This window comes from Acanthopleuribacter pedis, assembly GCF_017377855.1.
GTDB classification, from domain to species: domain Bacteria; phylum Acidobacteriota; class Holophagae; order Acanthopleuribacterales; family Acanthopleuribacteraceae; genus Acanthopleuribacter; species Acanthopleuribacter pedis.
The window spans coordinates 58,284-80,958 of the sequence record NZ_JAFREP010000041.1 but is presented as its reverse complement, the minus strand read 5'-3'; the positions used below and the strand labels follow the sequence as shown (position 1 = coordinate 80,958).

General features: G+C 55.1%; 17 protein-coding genes. 12 read left to right on the top strand and 5 right to left on the bottom strand.

All coding sequences use genetic code 11. From position 1 onward, the window contains the following. Positions 1 to 94: 94 nt before the first annotated feature. The 3 genes from J3U88_RS29910 (at position 95) to J3U88_RS29900 (ending at position 7,626) form a co-directional block, all read left to right on the top strand. A complete protein-coding gene (locus J3U88_RS29910; RefSeq protein WP_207862696.1) occupies positions 95 to 2,839 on the top strand; it encodes a serine/threonine-protein kinase in 2,745 nt (914 codons plus the stop codon). Positions 2,840 to 3,144: 305 nt separating this feature from the next. Then, complete coding sequence (gene hemN, locus J3U88_RS29905) at positions 3,145 to 4,554, top strand: oxygen-independent coproporphyrinogen III oxidase (protein WP_207862695.1); 1,410 nt, start codon at positions 3,145 to 3,147, stop codon at positions 4,552 to 4,554. Positions 4,555 to 4,851: 297 nt separating this feature from the next. Continuing rightward, positions 4,852 to 7,626 (top strand): serine/threonine-protein kinase, encoded by a 2,775-nt coding sequence (locus tag J3U88_RS29900; protein WP_207862694.1) that lies wholly within the window; start codon positions 4,852 to 4,854, stop codon positions 7,624 to 7,626. Positions 7,627 to 7,741: 115 nt separating this feature from the next. Here the strand turns inward: J3U88_RS29900 and J3U88_RS29895 are convergent, their stop codons facing one another. After that, positions 7,742 to 8,554, bottom strand: coding sequence for a hypothetical protein (locus tag J3U88_RS29895; RefSeq protein WP_207862693.1), 813 nt, complete (start codon positions 8,552 to 8,554; stop codon positions 7,742 to 7,744). Positions 8,555 to 9,339: 785 nt separating this feature from the next. Between J3U88_RS29895 and J3U88_RS29890 the strand changes: the two genes are divergently transcribed. From J3U88_RS29890 to J3U88_RS29860, 7 genes are all read left to right on the top strand, one after another. After that, complete coding sequence (locus tag J3U88_RS29890) at positions 9,340 to 9,705, top strand: DNA-binding transcriptional response regulator (RefSeq protein ID WP_207862692.1); 366 nt, start codon at positions 9,340 to 9,342, stop codon at positions 9,703 to 9,705. Then, a complete protein-coding gene (locus J3U88_RS29885) occupies positions 9,702 to 9,971 on the top strand; it encodes a hypothetical protein (protein WP_207862691.1) in 270 nt (89 codons plus the stop codon). Before J3U88_RS29890 ends, J3U88_RS29885 begins: the two co-directional genes overlap by 4 nt. Before the next feature lie 11 nt (positions 9,972 to 9,982). Further along, complete coding sequence (locus J3U88_RS29880) at positions 9,983 to 10,261, top strand: EscU/YscU/HrcU family type III secretion system export apparatus switch protein (protein WP_207862690.1); 279 nt, start codon at positions 9,983 to 9,985, stop codon at positions 10,259 to 10,261. A gap of 233 nt (positions 10,262 to 10,494) precedes the next feature. Beyond that, the gene (locus tag J3U88_RS29875) at positions 10,495 to 11,349 is read left to right on the top strand and encodes a protein kinase family protein (RefSeq protein ID WP_207862689.1); all 855 of its coding nucleotides are present in this window, start codon (positions 10,495 to 10,497) and stop codon (positions 11,347 to 11,349) included. 717 nt (positions 11,350 to 12,066) lie between these two features. Then, positions 12,067 to 13,137, top strand: a complete 1,071-nt coding sequence (locus tag J3U88_RS29870) for a DNA alkylation repair protein (RefSeq protein ID WP_207862688.1) — start codon at positions 12,067 to 12,069, stop codon at positions 13,135 to 13,137. A gap of 664 nt (positions 13,138 to 13,801) precedes the next feature. Then, complete coding sequence (locus J3U88_RS29865) at positions 13,802 to 14,158, top strand: hypothetical protein (RefSeq protein ID WP_207862687.1); 357 nt, start codon at positions 13,802 to 13,804, stop codon at positions 14,156 to 14,158. Positions 14,159 to 14,329: 171 nt separating this feature from the next. Further along, entirely contained in the window at positions 14,330 to 15,601 is a 1,272-nt protein-coding gene (locus tag J3U88_RS29860) for a cation:proton antiporter (protein WP_207862686.1), read from the top strand. A 242-nt stretch (positions 15,602 to 15,843) separates the two neighbouring features. On the opposite strand, the gene J3U88_RS29855 is transcribed toward J3U88_RS29860, so the two are convergent. From J3U88_RS29855 to J3U88_RS29845, 3 genes are all read right to left on the bottom strand, one after another. After that, positions 15,844 to 16,596, bottom strand: a complete 753-nt coding sequence (locus J3U88_RS29855) for a L,D-transpeptidase family protein (protein ID WP_207862685.1) — start codon at positions 16,594 to 16,596, stop codon at positions 15,844 to 15,846. Positions 16,597 to 16,746: 150 nt separating this feature from the next. After that, complete coding sequence (locus J3U88_RS29850) at positions 16,747 to 17,388, bottom strand: OmpW/AlkL family protein (protein WP_207862684.1); 642 nt, start codon at positions 17,386 to 17,388, stop codon at positions 16,747 to 16,749. 403 nt (positions 17,389 to 17,791) lie between these two features. After that, positions 17,792 to 18,565 (bottom strand): hypothetical protein, encoded by a 774-nt coding sequence (locus J3U88_RS29845; RefSeq protein WP_207862683.1) that lies wholly within the window; start codon positions 18,563 to 18,565, stop codon positions 17,792 to 17,794. Between the two features lie 544 nt (positions 18,566 to 19,109). On the opposite strand from J3U88_RS29845, the gene J3U88_RS29840 reads away from it, so the two are divergent. After that, positions 19,110 to 21,209, top strand: coding sequence for a TonB-dependent receptor (locus tag J3U88_RS29840; protein WP_207862682.1), 2,100 nt, complete (start codon positions 19,110 to 19,112; stop codon positions 21,207 to 21,209). 90 nt (positions 21,210 to 21,299) lie between these two features. On the opposite strand, the gene J3U88_RS29835 is transcribed toward J3U88_RS29840, so the two are convergent. Then, positions 21,300 to 21,788, bottom strand: coding sequence for a gamma-glutamylcyclotransferase family protein (locus J3U88_RS29835; protein ID WP_279382648.1), 489 nt, complete (start codon positions 21,786 to 21,788; stop codon positions 21,300 to 21,302). A gap of 74 nt (positions 21,789 to 21,862) precedes the next feature. On the opposite strand from J3U88_RS29835, the gene J3U88_RS29830 reads away from it, so the two are divergent. Further along, entirely contained in the window at positions 21,863 to 22,624 is a 762-nt protein-coding gene (locus J3U88_RS29830; protein ID WP_207862680.1) for an ATP-grasp domain-containing protein, read from the top strand. Positions 22,625 to 22,675 lie beyond the last annotated feature (51 nt).

Genomic DNA, 22,675 nt, shown 5'->3' with positions numbered 1-22,675 from the left:
GTTTCGTGTGAGAAGTTTCCAGCCTGAACACCACCCGCGTGCCCTTTTCAAGCAGCGGCAGCCGCGTTTGGTTTAGGTTGGCAGGAGAGCGTTTTTGCCGGTTACCCCAAAGCACCAAGAAATTATCGCCAAATTGCAGGCCACCGAAGGTGCGGACCTTCGCGCCGCCTACCTCGCCGAGCTGTGCGATCACGATCCCGAACTCATGGGTTTGGTTTCGGCGCAGGCCCGCGACTGGTTGGAACACGACAGCATGCCAACCATGGACGACGCACTGGACCGGAAACCCATCAAACCTCTGGAAGCCGGGGATCTCATCGGTCGCTACCGCGTTGAGCGCCAACTGGGCGCCGGCGGCATGGGTCGCGTTTACCTTGCCAAACGGACCGACGACGTGAGCTACCAGGTGGCGGTGAAAGTGGTTTCTACCGGGGATCCCAAGGTCTTGCGCCGCTTTGAAAAAGAACGCCGAATCTTGGCGGGCTTCAACCACCCTCACATCGCCCACATCATGGATGTGGGGCTTACGGAGCAACGTCTCCCCTGGCTGGCAATGGAATTCGTCGACGGCCTGCCGCTGAATGATTTCTGCAACAACAACCGACTCGACATTCGCGACCGCCTGGCCCTGTTCCGCAAAATTTGCGATGCGGTTCGCTACGCCCACGGCAAAATGGTGATTCACCGCGACCTAAAACCCTCCAACATCATGGTGACCCACGCGGGTGAACCAAAGCTGCTCGATTTCGGCATCGCCACCTTTCTCGACCCCGACACCGAAACCCCAAACACGGTTACCCGCTTCCACGAGCAGGTGATGACCCCGAGCTACGCCTCACCCGAGCAAATCCGCGGCGAGGAACTGAGCACCGCCACCGATGTCTATTCACTGGGCATCATCCTCTACGAACTGCTGGCCGGTGTCAAACCCTACCAAATCAAAAGCAACAGCTTTAACGAATGGGTCGAAAAGGTGTGTTTGACTGAACCGGCACGCCTCGGAAAGGTACTCCAAAACAACACGCTCCAGACCGAATCCGAGACCCGTGATCCCATCGATTTCGAACGCATCGCCTTCCAGCGCCATACGGAAATCAGCGCCCTGCGCCGCAACCTACGCGGCGACCTGGAAACCATTGTCGGCAAAGCCCTGCGCAAAGAAGCCGCCGACCGCTACCCCTCCGCGGAGGCCTTGGCCGGCGACCTCGGTAACTACCTCGACGGCATGCCGATCTCGGCCAGACCGCTCACCTTGGGTTACCGTGCCTATACCTTCGCCCGTCGCAACCTGCTGCCCGTCTCCCTAACCGCCCTGCTGATGATGACCATGTGCGTGTTCGGTCTCATCAACTACCAACAACGCCTGGTCACCGAACGGGAACGCGACGCCGCCAACGCGGTCACCGAGTTCCTGATGACCCTCTTCGAATTGAGCGGCCCGGAAAAGGCACGAGGCGAACAGCTTACCGCCGTGGAATTGCTCGACCGCGCCACCCGTGAATTGGAAGAAACCCTGCAGGACGACCCCGAAATTCGCGCCCGTTTGGTATCGATGATCGCCGAGGTGTACCAAGACTTGGGCGCCTACAACAAAGCACTACCGCTGAGCCGTGAACAACTCGCAATCGCCAGGGAAGGAAAAGACCCCTTGGTTCTGGTCAACGCCTTGTTGCAAGCCGCCAACATCTACGAGGAAGTCGGCAGGTATGTCGAATCCGAGCAAATGTGCGGGGAAGCCTTGGCCGTCTGCGAAAAATACCTGCCGGACAACCTACGCGAACGCTCTCGGGTTTTGGGACAAATGGGCGTGGTGGTGCGCAGTCAAGGACAGCTAAAACGTGCCCTGCCGATCTTCGAGGAGAGCTTGGCCGTTTTGCGCCAATCGGACGACGCGCCCGACGAGGACCTGTCCACGGCGCTCAACGAACTGGCCTACCTTTACCACGATCTCACCCGCTACGCGGAAGCCGAGACCTATTACAAAGAGTCCCTGGCGATTGATCGGCGCGTCCTGGGCAATGATCACCCCGACACCGGCACCTCACTCAACAACTTAGCCGTGTTGATGCTGGAAATGGGTCGTCTTCCCGAGGCCTACGTGTACATGAAGGAATCGCTGGACATCTCCGAGGCAATCCTCGGCGAGGAACACCCGCTCACCGCCGGCACCTACCGCAACATGGGCCGCATCATCGCATCTCAAGGCAACCACCAAGCCGCCTTTGATTTCATGAAACGCGCCGCGGCCATTTACCATCGCGATTTCGACGAGCACCATATTCTGCGCATGAAAATTGAGGTTCTGCTGCTGGGTGAACGGCTGAAACTCGGCCTCACCGACGGTTTGGAAAACGACTATCGCGCCCTGTTCCGAAGCGCGGAAAAGCGCTACGAGGACACCCATATTGTGGTCACCGACATTCTTTATGGTTTGGGTGAGCTGGCGCTGTCCGAAAACAACGATGCCAACGCGCTTAAGTTTTTCGAAAGTGCCCTGGAGCGGCATCGCCTCAACAAGGATTTCAACAACGCCAAAACCGGCACCTACCTGATTGGCTTGGTGAAAACCCACATCGCCGCCGGACGCTGGGATTTGGCGCGCACCCACGCCGCGCTCGCAACCGAACAAATTTTCAGCAAAGCGCCACAACACTGGCAGCTCGCCTACCTTGAGGTGCTCAACCTGCAAATCGATTTAGCACGGAACAAAACCGAACCCAATTGGCAAGCAACCTTGCGCGACCTAAAGCTTCGGCTCACCCAAACAACCGGTCCTCGTTCGGCGCCGGTTGTCTTGGCGGCGCAGCTTCTGGGCGGGGACGCCGCGGCGGTGAATTAGCATGACCGGCCATGAAGCGTCCTTTCCCGCAATGACTGGGGAATGATGCGCATGCCGGCGCCCGGCTTGCCGTGCGCGCCGATTTCCCCCGCTTTTCTCCCAAACATGCGCACCTCGCGGAGAAACCCAATAAATTCAGCTTTTTAAGTGTTGCTCCCTGGCGATTTAAGTCCGCCGATTAAAGGTCAACGCCGGCAAGGACAAACCTTTTTTCCAATATTCGCGCGTTCTCAAAATTGGTATGGGATTTGATAAATGCTTGGTCGGACCCGTTTGGGTTCACACCCCCACGCAAGGCAGGCCCCATGAGCGAACATTTAGTCATCCCGCGCACCATTCACCAGCTTCAGTTACCCCAGGACGACAACCACCTCTGGGATTTGGTCAACCGCTACGATGCCAAGGGGCCGCGCTATACGTCTTACCCAACCGCCGTCTCATTTCACGAGCAAGTCACCCCGGACGACGTGGAAACAGCTTGGCGCAACAGCACCCGCGACATTTCTTTGTACCTGCATCTCCCCTTCTGTTTCCAGCTCTGCTGGTATTGTGGCTGCCACATGAAGGTGGAGCGCAAACGCGAACCCATGGCCCGCTACCTGGACGCCTTGCAAAAAGAAGCCGAGGGCTACCGCGCGCTGTTCGCCGGCAAACGCATTCGCCAGTTCCACCTCGGCGGCGGCACCCCCAACCAGTTCCCCAAGGAGCTGCTGCTCGACCTGATCGGCGCCCTACAAACGATGTTTGACTTTGACGACGACGCGGAACGCTCCATCGAGGTCGATCCCCGTTTGCTCAATCAGGAACAGTTGGAAGCTTTTGCCCGCTTGGGTTTCGAACGGCTGAGCATGGGCATCCAGGACTTCAACCCGCGCGTCCAAGCCGCCATCAACCGCCACCAAACTTATGAGCAGGTAAAGGCCCAGGTGGACCTGTGGCGCCAGATGGGCCAGGGCGGCGTCAACATGGATTTGATTTACGGTTTACCGCTGCAAAGCGTGGACAGCTTTAACCAAACCGTGGAGCAAGTGATCAACCTCGAGCCGCAACGCATTGCCTTGTTTAACTTTGCCCATATCCCGCAACGCATGCGCCACCAACGCTTAATTCGCTCCGCCGACTTGCCCGAACCCATCACCAAGTTCAAAATTTTGCTTAACGCGGTGCGCCGTTTCACCGAGGCAGGTTATGTCCCCATCGGCATGGACCATTTCGCCAAGCCGGACGATCCGCTGGCCAAATCCATGCTTGCCGGTGATTTGCACCGCAACTTCCAGGGTTACACCACCTTGCCCGATCTCGACATGCTCGGCCTCGGCGCCAGTTCGATCTCCATGCTGGATGGCTTTTACGGCCAAAACCTCAAAGGCATCGACACCTACCAGGAACGCATTAACGCCAAGGAGCCGGTTTTGGAACGGGGTTTGGTGCTGAGCGAAGAGGACCGCTTTCGCCGCGACATCATTCAAAACTGGATGTGCCGTTTTGTGATTGAGGTGGGCAACATCGAACGCGACAGCGGCGTCTCTTTTGAAAACCTGTTCCCCGGCATCCGCGAAAAGTTGGCGGTGATGGTGGAAGACGGCCTGCTGGAGACCCATGAATTCGGCTACCAAGCCACCGCGCTCGGCATGCTGCTGGCGCGTAATGTAGCGATGTTGTTCGACGGCCGGCTCGCATCAACCACCCCCGGTCAATTCTCGCGCACGATTTAAATCGCCACACACCGATGCGTAACCCGGCAGACCCGACAAAGGGCTCTGCCGGGTTTTTCTTTTTCCCCATGGCCGGTAAGGAGCTGCTTACCCAGCCCGCATTTCTCAAAAAGAATTCTGCTACGAATCCTGGTGAGCAATGCGGGCGAGAGAGAATCCCAACAATTTCAGCGGTTTTCCTTCGCTTGAGATTCCAGATTCTGTATAAATTGGTCGATAGCGTAGGGGTGTTCGCAACAACAAATCGTCCGTTTCCGCTTTAACAAAAAGGATAACGACACGACCCGGGGGGGGAGCATGGCCGATCTTTGGCAAAAATTGGAGCAAGCCTTTGAGCATTGCTACACCTTGTCCAAACAAGACCGAGCGCAATACCTTAAAGCGTTGGAACAAGAAGACCCCGATCTGTTCCTCGAATTGCAAAAACTCCTGGACGCGGACGACCTAGCCGCCGGTGATTCGTTTTTTGACCCTTCCTCGCTGCACGCGGCACAACTCGTTGATGAAGAAATGGTTGGGCAACAGATTGGCACCTTTACCCTCACCCGCCTCATTGGCGAGGGCGGCATGGGCGCGGTGTACCTGGCCGAACAGGAAAAACCCTTTAAACGCAGGGTCGCCATCAAAATCATCCGGGTTCACACCACCAACGAACGGCTCCAGCGCCGCTTTGAAATCGAAGTCCAGACCTTGGCCAGACTCAACCATCCCAACATCGCCTCGGTTCACTTCGCGGGCACCACCGAATCCGGCCTGCCCTATTTCGCGATGGAATACGTCGAGGGACTCCCCTTGGACGACTACTGCCGCAACCATGCCCTGGACATCAACGCCCGCCTCAACCTGTTTGCCGCCATTTGCCGTGCGGTCCACTTCGCGCACCAACGCGGGATTATTCACCGCGACCTTAAACCCGCCAATATTCTGATCACGGAAATCGACGGCCAACCCCAACCCAAAATCATTGATTTCGGCATCGCCAAAGCTGTTCAAAACGACGGTCAATTGGAGCATAGCTTCCAGGTTACCGCCACCCAGCTCACCATACCCGGCATGGCCGTGGGTACCCTCGGCTACATGAGCCCGGAACAAACCTTGGTCACCGACCGCGACATCGACCTGCGCACCGATGTCTATTCGCTCGGGGTGATCCTTTACGAAATGTTGGTGGGCAACCTACCCCTAAGTCGCGAGACCATGAACGAACTAACCTGGGACCAAATCTTTCGCGCGATCCGCGAGGACACACCCGTCAGCCCCAGTCGCGCGGTCCTTGGCAAAAACGCCACTTTGAGCGGTGAAATCAACCTTGACGCGCAAAAACTGGCGCGCCGCTACCGGGGCGAAATCGATTGGATCACGATGAAGGCGATGGAAAAAGAACCCCATCGCCGCTACGAAAGCGCGCGCGACTTGGCCGAGGATTGCGAACGCCACTTGGAAGGGTTACCGGTTCAGGCGGGCCCACCGAGCATGGGTTACCAAATCAGCCGTTTCGTCCGTCGCAACCGTTTGCTCACCACCGCGGTCACGCTCATTTTTGCCGCACTGCTCCTGGCTGTCGCCGGTTTTGCCACCGCCTATTTTCAAGCCAAAGAAGCGGAAGAAAAAATCCAAAAAGAAGTGGAAACAGCACAAACGACCATTGAGGTACTGGAAGAATTCATCACCTCGGTATCACCACGAAACCAAGGAACTGAGGTTAAACTCCTGGACCAGCTTTACGCATTTTCTCCCAAAATCGACACCATGCCCGTGAGTGATCCCATTCGAGGCAACCTTCACCATTTGGTCGGCAAGGCATACCGAACGCTTTCCCAATTTGAAACAGCCAACCAACATTTGAAGAAGGCGGTTTCTTTGCGGGAAAAATCCATGAATGCGGACGCCTTTGGTTTATTAGAGTCCCGCTATGAATACTGTGTCAACCAAGAGGATTTACAAGGCTACGACAACACCGCCCCCTGTTTTATTGAGATACTCGAAAGCGATCAACCAAATCTCAAAAACAGCCACATTCTCGCGAGTAGCAGCCTTAACGCTGCTATGTCCTTCCTCCAGATAAGAAACTATGAAAGCGCACGGGCGCATATTCAAAAAGCGGAAGCGATCATCAAAGACTTTCCACCCAGCACCCTATTCGTCAAACTGAAAACCTACAATACATGGGGTCGCTACTATTATCGCCTAGAGAATTATGATCAGGCTGTTGAGGTACTCAAAGAGGGTATCGCCCTCAATGATCACCACAGTAACAACCAAGCCTTGTTGATTTTAGCCTATCAACACTTGGCTGATGCTTACTCGCTACAGAGAAAACACGATATTGCTTTCGAAACGTTTAAAAAAAGCCTTGAGGCAGCAGAAATATACTACGGGGTAAACCACCCACACTACGCGGAGATCGAATTCTTTAGTGCGTATCTCTACTTACGAAGCGGCCGATCTCCCGAGGTACTTAATACAGTAACTCGCCTTTACCTCGCCTTGCATTTCAACCGCAATCATCGCAATGAGGACTTGTACCACCTCATGGATATTGGTTTCATTGCTTCACGGGTAACTGGACGCAACAAAGAGTACCTCAATCTATACCAAAACTATTTCTCACAAAATTACAACGATCATGAAATTACCATGTTTGAGGTCAAGCAACTCAATTTGCTGGCGGCGACCCTGCTCCGCGCCGATGAATTGGAGCAGGCGCTGGCCGTGGCACACACCGCTTTTTCTTACGCCGAAGCCCTCGACCATCCTGCCAAAGATGTTTCGTCAGATATCGCCAATAATCTATGCCGTATTTACGGCAAATTAGAGAAATATCAACAAGCCGAACCCTGGGGATGCATCGCGGTAACTTTTGCCGAAGCAGCCTTTGGGCGTAGCAACGAAACAACCTTGAGAAGGATGTTTGTCTGGGTCGCCGTGTTGGTCCGAGGCAAACATCCAACCGGGCCCTCTTCCCTCGAGCAATACATTCGGGAAGCAGAGGAATTTTGGGGACCCGATTCAGCCAACGCCAAGGCCATCAGAAAGTTTCGCGACAACTTGCCGACTCACCTTCTCAAATAAGGCACTGAAAATCGAAAAGAGGATGCCACACCAAGCAACATCCTCCCCGAGGTTTCCTTTCTTTAAGCATCCTTCACAGGAAACCACCGTGCATGTAGGATTCGTATAAACTTCGTTAATTGGTTCTAGGACTCTTCAGACCCAGGTTCGCCTCACCCAAAATCAGCGACTTAAGTGCATTTTTAATAAAATGTTTATCTTCCTTGCTTGGGCTGTAATTCGGCGTTCTGTTTTGGGAATCGATGGGCGCATCGATATACCAACTTGTCAGGTAATCTTCACGTTCAATCAGATCCCTGAGCGCTTCTGTAAGTGGGAAATCGCCGCAAGGGTAAGGTGCAATACCCTGCGATGTATTGTAGGGGGAGGCTGGAGGAAAGTTGTGGTTTGGCAGAAGGGCTCTCAAGCGCAGTTCGTTTTCATAGCGGTCCCCACAGGAGAGGTTCCCATCGTACTCAGAACCGGACGTTGCAACACCAATGCGCGTTGATCCTTCATACAACTCTGTTACGACCACGGGAATCATGAAGGGGAAGAACCGTATGCGCACAGATTGTCTTTCCGTCTCGTGAGATACCAAGGTGTATTGGTTGTTCAGCCGAACGACGTGTTTGTTGTTTTCCCTATCGTACTTAAAAACCATATCGAGCCTGCCCAGTGTCCCAACTTGAACTTTGGTACAAAAAATCGCTCTCGGTGTCATGCAATGAAAAGAGGAAAACAGTTCAGGGCTATCGGTATCGAGGCTTACATAATTTTCGGCATTGTCTACATAACTACTGATACCCGCACCGGTAAGCAATTCGAAATCAGAGCCACCGCCCTCCGAATTGGTACCACTCTGAACCTCTACATGAACCGTCAGTTCGTCCATCATAGTACCGGGCAATTGAAACATCAAACTCAACAAAAGAATTACTGAACTCATAAAGGACCTCTTTTTACGCGAATCTACTGATATCACCTAATTCTTGTGCCTATTCGGCATTCGAGGTGGTACATCCACCCCTGCTCAGTAGTTTTAGGGGTTATTCTCATATCCCGGAAAGGTTGTTAAATCCAGACCCGGTATCCCATACTGGAATTACCAGAAAAAATCAGAATTTCTCAACCCCGGTTATCACTGCTTTTTCGTATAGCGACTCAGGTAACAAACTCTCGGCGTTACCGAATCTCTCATTTTTCCCTGGTTAACTTTTTTACCTTCCGCAAAAACCAGGCTGGCAAAATTCACAACCACATGTTACCAAAAACAAGTCAAAAGACCATCATTTTATCGCCATATAGTCAACCAGTCCCGTCAGGAATGCATCAGACAGATTGAGACGCCTTAAAAAAGTGACGTCCCTTTCGTCCTTACTTAGCTACGCGCGGATTCAGAACAGATCCGCCGGCAAAACATGTATTTTTTGATTCATCCCCCGAACAAAAAGCTCAAAAAAAGCCAAACAGAACCTAAACTTCTAAATTCAAACAACTTAACAAACACAAAGCCAGATATGGCATTGGCGATTTCATTGACCCTTCCTTCGACACGACGTTTTTGCCGGCGGCACCACGACGGAACAGCCGCTTTTAAATCGTGAATCGTCCGACAAGCACGAACACAAAAAGGCAGCCCGTGAGCTCAGGCGCGGTTTTCTCCGGTGTAGGCGTGGCGCCCAGACCGCAAACACGTTAGAATGAACGACATTCCATTCGTTCGAGCCGATCATGAAACAAGTGTTACTCGTAGAACCCGATTTTTTCCCCCGCGTCGCTATTGATGATCAACTGGCGCCCCATGGTTGGAACGTGGTGCCGGTCAAACGCATCCGCGATGCGCTTATCAAGCTGAAAACACAGGTTTTCTCGTTGATCCTCATGAGTTACGAGGATGTGGACCCGGCCCTGCGTTTTCTGGCTACCTTGCGTCACAACCACAACAGCATTCCGGTTTTGCTGCTGACCAAAAACCCGACCCAGGAAGACCTGATCCGGCTGTCCACCTTCCCGCCGCTCGAGGTCATCATCAAACCCTATTCCCTGCACGACCTGATCAAACGCATGGAAGAAACCGTCGCCGAGCGTGCCTCGTGATTCCCCTCGGCAAAGAGATCCGTGCCCGCGTGACCAAGTTAGAAGGCGATGTCGCCACCCTTGGCGTGTTCGTCGAAGGGGTTTGGGCCAGGGTGCAGGCACGCACCGAGGTTCGGCTCGATCCGGGCAGTTGGATTCGCGGCATGTTTGTTTTGCACGCGGACGGTGAAACCGTGTTTTTTCGCGTCCTCCATGTCGAGGACAACAACCCGGCACCGCCCGAACCGGCACCGTCCTTTGACGGCCGCCTTGATTTAGAAGCTTAAAGGAAACCCGTTTGGCCCAACCTCCCAAAAAACCCCGCAAGGCGGTCGGCCTCAAGTACGACCACGGCACCGACGAAAAACCCTTCGTCGTTAGCCGCGGCACGGGGGTAGTCGCGGAGGAAATTCTCAAAGCGGCACGCGAAAACAACGTTCCGATTAAACAGGACCACGGTTTGGTGGATTCACTGCTCAAGCTCGACTACATGCAGGACATCCCGCCGGAGCTCTTTCAACTGGTGGCCGAGGTATTGGTTTTCGCCTACCAGAGCATGGGCCGTGACATCGATTGATGCCGCTGTCCGAAAAGCACAAAGGCAACCGGGGCGCCCGACCAAACCAGTCGGATTCCGCCATGGGCAACAGGCCATCCCCGCGCGTTATGGTTTGTAACAACACCCCTTGCCTGCAACCGATCCACGGGTTCCCAGCCCGCGTGCTCATCAAGACTTGACAGTTGCCTGACGCCCGGTCAACATCACACACGTTTTATTAGCCGGCAGAATCGTTTTTGAGGAGTTTTCGCATGAAGGCCCAGCTTGCTTTTTGGTCGCTATTTTTCTTGAGCGGCGGCGCACACCTTTGGAGCGCCGAACCAGTGGAAAGCACCACCCGTATTTTTAAAGACCGCGAGGGCCAACCGTTAGCCACACAAGATGATCGGGAAATCCTTGCCTTTTTGAAGGATGCCGAAATTACCAGCTCCGAACCCATTAGCGACGGCATTACCAAACCCTTTCGCGTCGAAATGAAAGGGGCCAATCTCTCAGGTCGTGCCATTTTTCGTTACGGCGAGACCAAGGGCAAAAAAGCGGTGATCGACGGCGAACTGCACCTCAACTTTCACGACAGCGCCGGCTTTGAAGTCGCCGCCTACCAGATGTCGGAAATGATGGGTTTGCACAAAGTACCGCCGGCGACGATTCGCGAGCACCTCGGCCGGCCGGGTTCCGTGCAACTTTGGATTGAAAAAGCGAAAACGCGCAAACAACAGATTTTGGACCGTGAGATCGATCCCAACGAGGTTGATCAACGCCTGGAAGAACACCAAATGAAGGCTTTTGATTTCCTTATTTACAACTTCGACCGTCATCCCGGCAACGTGTTGGTGGACAGCGAGGGGTTTACCTGGTGGATTGATCACACCCGCAGTTTCAAGCCGGAAACCAAGGTCCCCTTTTTGAAGCAGGTAAACCACATTGGCGCTACGTTTTTTGCGCGGCTTCAAGAGGTCAGTGATAAAGAAATCCGCACGGCCATGAAACCCTACCTCAGCGATCTTCAACTCGGCGCACTGTTGAAACGGCGCCGTAAATTGGTACGTCACTTCAAGAATTTGATCAAAAAGTACGGCGAAGCAACGGTGATCGCACTCCCCTAATTCGCGCGGATACACCTAAGACGCGCTGAAGGAAGGGATTTTAGCTAAAAATTTGGAGCGAAACGGTTTGGAAAAGCGGACCGGGGTCGCGCACGACCGCACCCAGTGGGTGCGGTGCGCACTTTTACAGGCCGTTGCAGCCCAGTTAGTGTGTTGTGTGTTTGCGTGCAAGGGGAAATATCAGGTTCCACCGTTTTTGTTAGAGCCGGGCATACCCCGGCCTAGCCCGCATTTCTCACGAGGATTCGTCGCGAGAAGCTGAAAGCCTTGTGAGTACGAAGATTACGACCAAGCGCAAACGGTGCGGGGCCGACCTTTCGGCGTAGCAGCGCTACGTCGAGTATTGCTCGATTGAGTAAAGCGGAGGGCCGCCCCCTCGTAATCGCATGGCTTTCGGCTTCGCAGCAGAAATCCTTGTGAGAAATGCGGGCTAGCGGCCGATGATGCGGCCGCGTTCAGCGGGGGTGGTTTTTCTGCTCAAAAACCTTCTTTTTGTGAAAGGCTTTTGAGGGGGCAATGCTGTTGGGATTGAGGTCTACTAAAGACTGAGGTTACCTTGCCGCGGGGCGTTCCTTACTGCTTTCATTCGAGAAACGATACGGTTCTCCCGAGATCAGAGGTTTAACTAAAATCACCGCGCCATCGCGCTTCTTAGGTTACAAGCTACCCATGCATAGGCCGCCTGTGCTATGTTGCGTTTTTTCAGGAGGATGATCGATGGAACCGCTCAAGCTTGTCTATACCGAGGCCTACCTCAACCGTTTGGCCGACGATGTCCTGAGCCACGATCCCGGCTTCGCCAAGGGTGCCTTTCTGGCGTTTGTTTTTGACGATCAATGGGACGACCGCGAACTCAAGCAACGCATGAGTCATATCGCGGCGGGATTGCACCGATTCATCCAACACCCCTATGCCGAAGCCTTGGCGATCCTCAAAAAAGCGGCACCCAACTACGGTGGCTTTGAGGCGATGTTTTTTCCCGACTTTGTCCAGCAATTCGGCCTGGATGCCTGGGACCCTTCCATCGACGCCCTCGCCTGGTTCACCCGTTTTTCCAGCTCGGAGTATGCGGTACGGCCCTTCATTAAAAAAGATACCCCCCGCATGATGGCGCAAATGCAGGCTTGGGCCGAGCACGACAACGAACACCTGCGCCGGCTCGCCAGCGAAGGCTGCCGCCCCAACCTGCCCTGGGCCCCCGCGCTGCCGGCCTTCAAAAAAGATCCGGCCCCGATTTGGCCGATCCTCAACCGCCTGAAACAAGACCCTTCGCTTTACGTACGTCGCAGCGTGGCCAATAACCTCAACGACATCACCAAAAAACACCCCGAGGCGGTGTTGGATTGGGCCGAACGCAACCACGGCCTCCACGAAGATACCGATTGGATCATCAAACACGCCTGTCGCACCCTGCTCAAAGCGGGCAATACCCGCGCCATGCGCCTGTTTGGCTTCGAAGATCCCGCGTCCGTGCAGATCAAAGCCTTTACGATTAAACCCACCGCCCTACCCATCGGTGACACGGGTTGCTTTTCGTGGGTTTTGGTTAACGAGGGAACCGCGCTTGTTCGCCAAGAGTTGGCAATCGATTTTCTCAAGGCCAACGGCACCCTCTCGCGTAAAGTATTTAAAGTCAGTGAAAAAGAATGCGAGGCCGGTCCCCATCCCTACGAAAAAACCTTTTCTTTTCAGCAGCGAACCACGCGCACGCACTACGCGGGCGGACACAAGGCACACCTAATTGTGAACGGTGTCATCAAAGCGAGCCTTGATTTCACGCTAGAGTAACGGCAATCCCGGCGAAGCAACGCCGCGGCAGCCAAAGCGAAGCCCCGCCACCAACCAAGATCCAGGGCCGTCGGGGCCGTCTCACCCGCAAAAGCGACAGACGTGTCAACTTTTTCACGCCCTTTTAGCGATCTCAAGACACTCACATAAAAGAGCTTATCTCAAACCGTCAGGGCCGCACCAATCGATCCTCAACGAGATTTCCGGCCCAACACACAAAGCATGGGTTAGCATGACAAGCGACCTTCCTATTGCACAACACCGGCCCCTGCTCGCCAAGCCGTGGGTTTGAGATACCTGCTGCGCCCAAACGTGGTACCGCACCGATTCCCTGCCGAAAACAACGAAAATGCGACCTCCTCCGCGAACAAGCGGATGGGTAATCACATCATTTTTGCAAAAACTTAACGAACCCAGCCCGGCAACCCCGCGTATTCCTCACAAAGCCGCCTTTCGCGTGCTTCCTCCCCTCGATTTCCCGCGCGAAACCCGCCTTTCTCACCAGGAATTCTGCTACGAAGCCGAAACCCTTGTGAGACATGCGGGTTAACGTCATCAGCACATTTTCAGAACCATTGTTTTTCACGATCTTTTCACCATTTTCTCACCATTTAGCTAGGATACGTCCTCTGTGCTGAAAGCGCGATCCCTATCGGAGGTTTCCATGTTCGCAAAAACTCAGACCATCACGCGGGCAAACAACAACAGCGAATTATTGGCCCAGGCCGGTCGCTGGCTGCGCGAGGACCACGTTCACCTCCTCCCCCAACTCGCGCGCCAAATCGCACTGCGTTTGGACGCGGGCGACCCCGAGCTGGTCCCCATCTTCAACACCATGGCGGCGGACCACGCGGGCAAACAACGGCTGCGCATTTTGTTTCGCGAGATTTCCACGCAAACGGCGAACGCGGGAAAACGGGATCAACGCCGCCGCGTTTTGCGTCGCTTGCTTGACAAAACCCCCATCGCCCAACAAACAGCGAACCGTAACCTGGCCGCGGAACTGCTCGACTGGGTATAAACCGGGCGACCGACACCGCTGCGACCCTCCCCAACAAGCCCCCACACGGTCGCCAACCTTTTAAAACACAACCATCCATGGCATGATGCGAGGAATCCCTTAAAACATTGATGGGTTGCTCGCGGGAAAAGAACCAGCGCAGGGCGACCCATCCATTTCACGGACGGGTCCATGGAACATTTGGCCTTTTTCGCCGTCGCCCTGTTTATCTTGGCTTTCGGCAGCATTAGCCGGCGTATCGAAACCACGATGGTCACGCCGCCCATGCTGTTCGTCCTATTTGGCTTGCTCCTCGGCGGTGACGGTTTTGATTTGGTTCACCTCGCCAAAGACAATCACCTGATTCACCTATTGGCGGAATTAACCCTCGTCCTGGTGTTGTTTACCGACGCCTCCCGGATCGACCTCAAGGGCCTGCGCCGCGACCACAACATTCCCGTCCGCATGCTGCTGGTGGGCCTTCCGCTCTGCATGCTCCTGGGCGCCCTCGCCGCAATGCCGCTGTTCCCCCACCTGGGTTTCTGGAGCGCGATGGTGCTGGCCATCGTCCTGGCCCCAACCGATGCGGCGCTCGGCCAAGCCGTGGTGAGCAGCGACCGCATTCCGATTCGCATTCGCCAGGCCCTGAACGTGGAAAGCGGCCTGAACGACGGCTTTGCGCTGCCCGTGCTGTTGTTTTTTATTTGCCTTGCCGCCCACATGGAAGGCACCAACGGGCAAGACTATTTACTGATCGCGGCGCAGCAGTTGCTGTTTGGCGCGTTGGCGGGCATTCTGGTGGGTCGGCTGGGTGGCTGGGTGGTCAACAAAACCCACACCGCGGGCTGGATGAGTCATTCCTTTGTAGAACTTTCCGCCTTGGGTTTGGCGCTGGCAGCGTTCGCGGGCAGTGAACTGATCGGCGGCAACGGGTTTATCGGTGCCTTTTGTGCCGGCGTGGTGGTGGGCAACACCCTCCCGTCCCGTTGTGGCGAAGCACTGATCGAGTTTGGCGAAACGGAAGGGCAATTCTTCACGCTGTTGACCTTTTTGTTCTTCGCGGCCTTGATGGTCCCACCCGCGCTGCAGCACGCGGACTGGCGCGTTTGGGTCTATGCCTTGCTCAGCCTCACGCTGGTGCGTTTGATTCCCGTCGCGATTTCCCTGCTGGGCATGAAACTCAAAATGCGAACCACGCTGTTTTTGGGCTGGTTTGGACCCCGCGGCATCGCCTCCATCATCTACGGCCTGTTGCTGCTGGAAGAACTGGAACTGGCCCATCGCGAAGAAGTTTTCAACATCGCCATGATTGTGGTGTTGCTCAGCGTGTTTCTCCATGGTCTGACCGCGTGGCCCTGCGTCCAGTGGTACGCCAAACACATTCACCAATCACCCGACCGACCGGAACACGATGAGGTAGGCCACATCCCCCTGCGTCTCGGCAATAAAAAGAAGCCAAAATAAAAAAGGGCCGACGTTGCGGTAAAACGTCGACCGAACCTTGGAGAAACAAATTCCGAAGGCCGGGGTTTTGCTGCAAACCAGCTCCGACCTCGCGAGAGAACCCGTGGGTAAACCCGCATCCCTGATTCCAAAAAACCCTGTCCGAATCAGGGATACGGGTTAAGCCGGAGGGTGAAACCGGCTCGGTATGGATGAAACGACACCCCAGCGTGCTTTATTTCAAAAAGACCAAATTATCCGGTTTAGAGAGTGCGATAACGGCCGTCGCGGCCGCAGGTCACTTTGGCCGGACGTCGGGTGCGCTCAAAAGCACGGTAAAGCGGCTGCAAATTTTCCCAAAAAGCCCGATGCGCCGGCCGTTCTTCGATCAATTTCTTCATGCCGGCGTCATCCAGCCGGGTGGGGAAAATGTCCACCATGATCTTTTTCTGCCCATTCACCCGCGCGGCCACACACAAGCTGTACAAAAACTCAATCGGCTGATCTTGAATCGGCAAGCAGCCGATGGTGACACAGCGACCGTGGATAAAAATCAGATCGCCGGGATCGACCGGATCGCCCAAAATGCGATCACAGCGATTCGGATAGTTAATGCCCAAGGACAAATGGTAACTGGAGGCCGGGTTAAACCGATCAATAAAGTAACGCCCCTCGGGAATCTGCAAATCACCCTGCTTCCGTTTCGGTCCAAGGCGCCCGGAAAGGGCACACACCGGCACCGCGGCCAAAAGCTGAAAGGGCGCTTGGGCATCGGGCGCCATCCAAATTTCAATCACCTGGTCCTGTTTAAAAGCCCGCAGGTAAAGACGTCCCGCCTGTGGATTCAACGCTTTCTCATGGAATAGGGCGACGATGCGCTGTTCGTTGCGCGGCCAACCCTTTCGAAACCGTTCGTAGCGCCATTGCTCGCGAAAAAAGGTTTGATCGCCGTCAGCGGAAAACAAAACGGACGTGGGTGGCGGCGCGAACAAAAGACAACCCAAAAACCACAACATCGGGGCCTCCCGGAAAAAACGATTTAGACCGTCATGGCCGAATCATAACCCAAATGAACAAAGGCCTGGACAGGCGGCGAACTCGAACGCGCTCGCCGCAACCAGGCCTTAACCCGCGGACTGCCGTCGGGTTACAGTGATTCGGTTGGATTAGAAGCGGTAACCGACACCCACACCGAACACGAAAGGATCGATATCAACTTCCAACGTATCGAGCACGCCGCCGTCGGCCAATTCCAGATCGGCATCGGTCGCCATGTCGATGTACTTCAGATCGAGGTTAAAAACCCACTTTTCGCTGATTTTAAAGTCGGCGCCAATGTTGGCCGCCAAACCAAAAGAGTTGTCAAAATCGATGTCGCTCACACCCAGGGCTTCTAAGTCGGCTGAGACATCGTAGTTGTAAAACAGCGAATAGTTTACGCCCAAGCCAATGTACACATCGGTCGCGGTATCCGGTCCAAAGTGATATTGGAGCGTCAGGGTGGGTGGCAAAACCCATACATCACCGGCATCGGCACCGGCGAGCGCCCCGTTTTCGGTGGTGATTTCGTGTTCCGAGGTGGCGGCAATAATTTCCAAACCCCAGTTCTTGCGGAACATGTAGGTCACATCAAACTCGGGAACGAAAGCGTCGTCAACGGTGACCCCGGTACCGGTGGTAAGGATTTCGGACGAATCATCATTGGGACTGACGTTAATCAAACGTGCACGCACCAAAATATCACCCTCACCGGCAAAAGCTACCGCACCAAACAAAACCAACAACAAGGAAACAAGCGCTTTCTTCATAAGGAACTCCCATGAAACCAGAAATCGTTCTGCACTTGGCAAAACGGGATTCTATGAGAGCATGCGCTGTGCCAACTCCACCAACCTCACAAGACTATTACTTCCAACATCTTAAATACATTTACAGGTTCTTTACCGGCTTATTTTGCGCAAATGCACGCGGAGGTGGGGAATATTCCGTATCATCTTTCGAATGAATACCGATTCTCAGAATAAAAAACCACAATAACCAACATTAACCATTGTTTCTTTGCAATTTTCACACGGGTGCCAACTTCTTGTCGGGCTAATTTACGGCAAGCGGGCAGCATCTCTCTTTCCGAATCAGTCGGTCGCATGCAGGGCCGGGAAAAGGCGCGCCGATACTGTTAAACACCTCGCGATACGAAGCGGCAACCGACACTTATCCAACGACGACCGGCGCCTGGTGCAACACGCGGAACGGCGCGCCGATGGTGGCCAACAACTGCTTGCTCTCGGCGATTTCTCGCTCGGCGCCGCCGGGATCGGCTGCGACCAACCCCCATGCCGCCAACAAACGCCATAGCAACTCCTCGCGGCGCACGGCTTCCCGCAATACCGCGAAAACCTCCCCATCGGCGCGACCGGCGAACACAAGGGCCAAGGCCAGGACCAGGTTGTGGTGTGCATGATGGTGGTGTTCGCGCTTGAGGCGCATTTGGGGAACCGGCAACCAATCGTCTTCCAGAACCTCAAAGGCGCGGTTGATTTTGCCTTTCATGAGAAAAAGCACCGCGATCAAGAGGTCGCGTTCCTTTTGATCAAGCCCGGTGGCCTCGCCCAGATGGTTTCCAGCCATATAGGCCGCTTCCTTAACACCGCCGCACAATGCCGCGGTATAGGCGTGTTCGAGCATGGGATGGGTGCCGCTTCGCTTGGTATCGCCCTCATATTCTTGTTCGAAGTAATAAGTGACCACGTCCTCAAGCTCGGGTTCGACAATATGAATGTAGGGCAGCCTTTTTTCCACCTTGGCGGCATAGGTGGCCCCGGCCGCCAGAAAGGAAAGCGCCCCCATCACCAGCGACAAGCTAAACTTGTAAAACGCGAACAGGAACCCAATCATCGGCAGAAAATAACAGAGGCCCATCAAGATCCAGTAACGGCGTCGATATTTTTTTGAATAGGTCTTCTCTTGGGACGGATCGGCCACCATAAAACAAGCCTCCAGCTTGCGACTTCGCGCTGCAGAAAACAATACGCCGGCAAAAGGAAAAACCACCTTAATGGATCTTATTCCTATCGGTTTTTTCCCGTTTTCAAAGAGGACAAAACAATGCCTTAAAACTACCCTATCCAGGCGTGTCAGGTGCGGTAAAAGGGTCTGACGGGGCAAGAAAACAGCATGCGGGCAACGCCACCGCCGCGGCGTAAAGGGTTTTGACCTTTTGGTTTTCGGGGAAGCCGGCCGTCCCGTTTTCCGGCCGGCGCCTGCCACGCGACAGCTTCTCCCAACCCATGGTTTGCGACGCTCCGGTTTTCTCGTACAATAGGCCTATTCTAATTAAACCCAAGAAGCGCGATAAGAGAGAGGGATTTTGGCTAAAAATCTGGAGCGAAAGGGTTTGGAAAAAGCGGACCGGGGTCGCGCACGACACGCACCCGGTGGCCCAAATTTCCACAGGCCGTTGTAGCCCAGAGGTTTAGCTAAAATCACCGCGAGTTATCGCGTTTCTTAGGTTGAAAGCCGAGGTTGTTTCATGTCGATGAATCCAAGATTGTGGTGTGGTGTGTTCTTCTTCCTCGCGGTTCCCTTGCTCGCCCAAAGCGAAGATTCCGAACAACAAGAACCGCTCCCCGAGGTCAGCTACAGCGAAACCGTGGTCACCTCACGCAAACGCGAAGAAGTCGCCCAAAAGGTACCGATCACCATCACCACCATCACCGAAACCGAGGTGCTCGAAAACGGGATTGACGAGGTTCGTGATTTTGTGGCCATGACGCCCAACCTCTCGCTCATCGACGCCCAAAACCCCGGCAACCACACGTTGACGATGCGCGGCATCACCAAGGTTCGCAGCGGTGATCAACCGGTCGCGGTCATCATCGACGGCATTTACCAAGCCTCGCCCAACGCATTAACCCGCGATTGGTTTGATGTTTCCCAAATCGAAATCCTGCGCGGTCCCCAGGGTGCGCTTTACGGCCGCAACAGCATGGCCGGTGTCATTTCAATTACCACCAACCCGCCCTCCAGTGAACCGCGCTTCGACCTGCGTCTCGGCCTTGGCAACGGCGGCCACCGCAATCTCGCCGCCGGGGTGAGCGGACCGCTGTCCGATACGGTGTTTTACCGCATTTCCGGGTCCTATTTGGAACGGGACGGGCTCATTGACAGCGACACCCTCGGCCAAGAGGTCGACCGCCGCGAGGACACCAGCCTCTCGGCCAAACTTTACGCGCTCCTCGGTGATCACGCCGAATTAAGCGTGAACCTGCACGCCACCGACACCGAGGACGGCGGCCCCTATTACCTCTCGCTCGCCGACGGCTTGTCCGATACAGAACCCGGAAGCCCCTTCCCCAACCTGGTTCCCCGTGCCGACCGCGAGATTCGCGAGGGTTCGGTCAAACTCGACCTCAACAGCGAGGCAGGCAAATTCACCGCGATTGCGGCCTTCAACCAACTGGACGAGTTCTTCTCGGCGGATTTCGACTTTACCAATGTGGACATCCTGCGCGCGGATGAAACCCTAGAATTCGAGGCGCAAACCCTGGAACTGCGTTTTACCTCGCCGGACGACACCGCCTTCCGCTGGATCGCGGGCGCCTTTTACCAAAGCTGGGAACGCGGCGTCGACACCTTGATTTTCTTAAACCTTGACCCTGCTGTCGAAGGTTACGAGTTCAACATTAGTCAGCTAGAAGACAACGACAATACCTCAAGCGCCTTTTATGTCCAGGGCGACCTGCGCTTGCAGGAGCGCTGGGAATTGTCCGGCGCTTTGCGTTACGACCGCGACGAACGCGAGCAAACCAACGTCGCCAACGGCGTGGTGCGCGACGAGGTTTTTGACGCGGTTCAGACCAAACTGAGCCTGGCTTATTTTGTCAACGATCAGGCGATGGTGTTCGGTTCCTACGCGGACGGGTTTCGCAGCGGCGGTTTCAATCCCCCGGGTGTCGAAGCCTTCCCCAACGGTTACGGTGAAGAAACGACCCGCAATCTAGAATTCGGCTTCAAGCTTGCGGGCGGCGACGACCGCTGGTTGCTCAACGCCGCCTTGTTCTACACGGATTTTGAGGACCAACAGGTCTTTGTCTTCGACGTCCCGCTCGGTGCGGCCGGCATCTTGAACATCGACGAATCGGAAATCACCGGCCTCGAACTGGACTGGCGCCTCAAAGCCTCGGAACATTTCGACCTCAATGTCGGCTTCGGTTACAGCGATACGGAAATCAAAAAACTCGACACCAGCAGCCCCTTCTTTGATCTGATCCAAGGACCGGTAAGCGGTAACAAAGCACCAAACACGCCGGAAACCAGCGCGAACATCGGGCTGCGCTACCATCGCGATTTGGGCGAACACCGCAAGTTCGTCGCCAAACTGGACTACGAACACACCGGCGAACTTTACTGGCACATCGACAACGTCGACCGCCGTTCCGAGCAAAACCTGCTCAACGCGCGCCTGAGCTACGGTTTCGGTAAATGGACGGTCGCCCTGTTCGGCAAAAACCTTGGCGACGAACAGTATTTTGAGGAATTTTTTGCCCGCGAATTCACCGGTGCCGCCACCGACATTGGTTTCCCCTCGCAGCCACGCACCTACGGTATCGAGGCCCGCTTCCGCAAATAATTCACCCGCGACGGCCCGTCATAGGGCCGGCGTTGCCGGCGCAGGCCTCACACCGTCGCGAGAAAAGCGGCGATGCAAGCTTCCCGTGGGTTAGAAGGGTACCCCGGGCCAATCCCGCATGCGCGGCCAGTTCGGTTGAATCAAGGACGGCGCAACTAGGTACAGCCAGACGATGCTATAGCTTGTTGCGCCTTCCCGCCAAACCGGCGCCATGACACGGTGGTACATGCTCGTTTGTTGCGGATGAAAATCTTCCAAATCGTCTAAGGCCTGCAGGATTCCGGCACAGCGCGGAAAGGTCAACACCTCGCCGTGAACCGCCTGATCGGCGTGAGGCGGCATGAGACCGGGTTGGCGGATGGATGGGTTCAGTGCCATGTCGTGGTTGCGATCGGCGCATCCCTGGATCCACTGAAGCCGCGCGGGTAAGGTCATCATGGGATACCCATGGGGCGTGTCGTAAAGTTCACCGTAAGCAGTGGCTTTCGTTGCCGCCAACATGCCCGAACAAAAGGCGGCGTGATACCGCAAACCCCGCTTCAAGGTGCCATACACAAAAAGAGACCAAGTATCGCCCATCACCACGCCCGTTCTTCCGCTTTTTCGTCCGTTCCACGCGTATTAAAGCAAGATTCTTCCGAGGAGGAAACGTCATGACCCCTATCCCCTTCCCGATTGAGCGCATCTACCTACAGGAACAAGGAAACGGGAAACTGCGTCGCGAGGAACAGTTGCTTGCGGATTATTTGCGCCCATTCGATGTACCCATCGAAACCTTTACCGAAAAACGCATGCGGCGGCGCACGCTCAAAATCACAGCCAACACACCGGTCGTCGGCGATGTGGCCATGGTGCTTGCCGCGTTGAAATGTCTGGACAAGCAGCCGCCCTCGCCGCTGGGTTACCCCGAGGTGTTAATGCCCTATCTTCACCGTAACCTGTGGCGCGCCAAACTCCAGGATGTGATCCGGCAATGGATGAACCAAAGCTGTGAACCGGTCTTTATCAAACCCGCCGATGATGAGAAAAAGTTCACCGGCAAACGCATCACCGGCCTGGACGACCTCCAGCCGCTCACCCGGCATTCCGGTCAAACAACCCTTTGGTGCAGCAGCCGCGTCACCTGGCTATCCGAGTACCGCGCTTATGTGGTGCGGGGTTGCATTAAATCGGTGGCTTTTTACGCGGGCGATGCGGACCAAGCCATCGACCTCGCGGTTGTGGCGCAGGCCGTAGCCGCCTTGGGCACGGCCGCCCCCGCCGGCTACAGCCTCGATTTCGGCTTGCTGGACACCGGCCAAACCGGGCTGGTGGAAGCCAACGACGGCTATAGTTTGGGCGCCTACGACGGCATCGATGCCGCTACTTACGGCGAACTTATTCTTGCCCGTTGGTTTGAACTCACCACGGGTTAACCCGCGCAACGAAGCGCCAAAAAATAAAAGGTCCGGCCTTCACCCATGGGG

Excerpts from the sequence above, each read along its gene's own strand:
- J3U88_RS29845 (WP_207862683.1), bottom strand. The coding sequence starts at position 18,565 with ATGGTGGCCGATCCGTCCCAAGAGAAGACCTATTCAAAAAAATATCGA.
- J3U88_RS29850 (WP_207862684.1), bottom strand. The coding sequence starts at position 17,388 with ATGAAGAAAGCGCTTGTTTCCTTGTTGTTGGTTTTGTTTGGTGCGGTA.
- J3U88_RS29900 (WP_207862694.1), top strand. The coding sequence starts at position 4,852 with ATGGCCGATCTTTGGCAAAAATTGGAGCAAGCCTTTGAGCATTGCTAC.
- J3U88_RS29835 (WP_279382648.1), bottom strand. The coding sequence starts at position 21,788 with ATGGGCGATACTTGGTCTCTTTTTGTGTATGGCACCTTGAAGCGGGGT.
- J3U88_RS29860 (WP_207862686.1), top strand. The coding sequence starts at position 14,330 with ATGGAACATTTGGCCTTTTTCGCCGTCGCCCTGTTTATCTTGGCTTTC.
- hemN (WP_207862695.1), top strand. The coding sequence starts at position 3,145 with ATGAGCGAACATTTAGTCATCCCGCGCACCATTCACCAGCTTCAGTTA.
- J3U88_RS29840 (WP_207862682.1), top strand. The coding sequence starts at position 19,110 with ATGTCGATGAATCCAAGATTGTGGTGTGGTGTGTTCTTCTTCCTCGCG.
- J3U88_RS29890 (WP_207862692.1), top strand. The coding sequence starts at position 9,340 with ATGAAACAAGTGTTACTCGTAGAACCCGATTTTTTCCCCCGCGTCGCT.
- J3U88_RS29895 (WP_207862693.1), bottom strand. The coding sequence starts at position 8,554 with ATGAGTTCAGTAATTCTTTTGTTGAGTTTGATGTTTCAATTGCCCGGT.
- J3U88_RS29855 (WP_207862685.1), bottom strand. The coding sequence starts at position 16,596 with ATGTTGTGGTTTTTGGGTTGTCTTTTGTTCGCGCCGCCACCCACGTCC.
- J3U88_RS29865 (WP_207862687.1), top strand. The coding sequence starts at position 13,802 with ATGTTCGCAAAAACTCAGACCATCACGCGGGCAAACAACAACAGCGAA.
- J3U88_RS29870 (WP_207862688.1), top strand. The coding sequence starts at position 12,067 with ATGGAACCGCTCAAGCTTGTCTATACCGAGGCCTACCTCAACCGTTTG.
- J3U88_RS29830 (WP_207862680.1), top strand. The coding sequence starts at position 21,863 with ATGACCCCTATCCCCTTCCCGATTGAGCGCATCTACCTACAGGAACAA.
- J3U88_RS29875 (WP_207862689.1), top strand. The coding sequence starts at position 10,495 with ATGAAGGCCCAGCTTGCTTTTTGGTCGCTATTTTTCTTGAGCGGCGGC.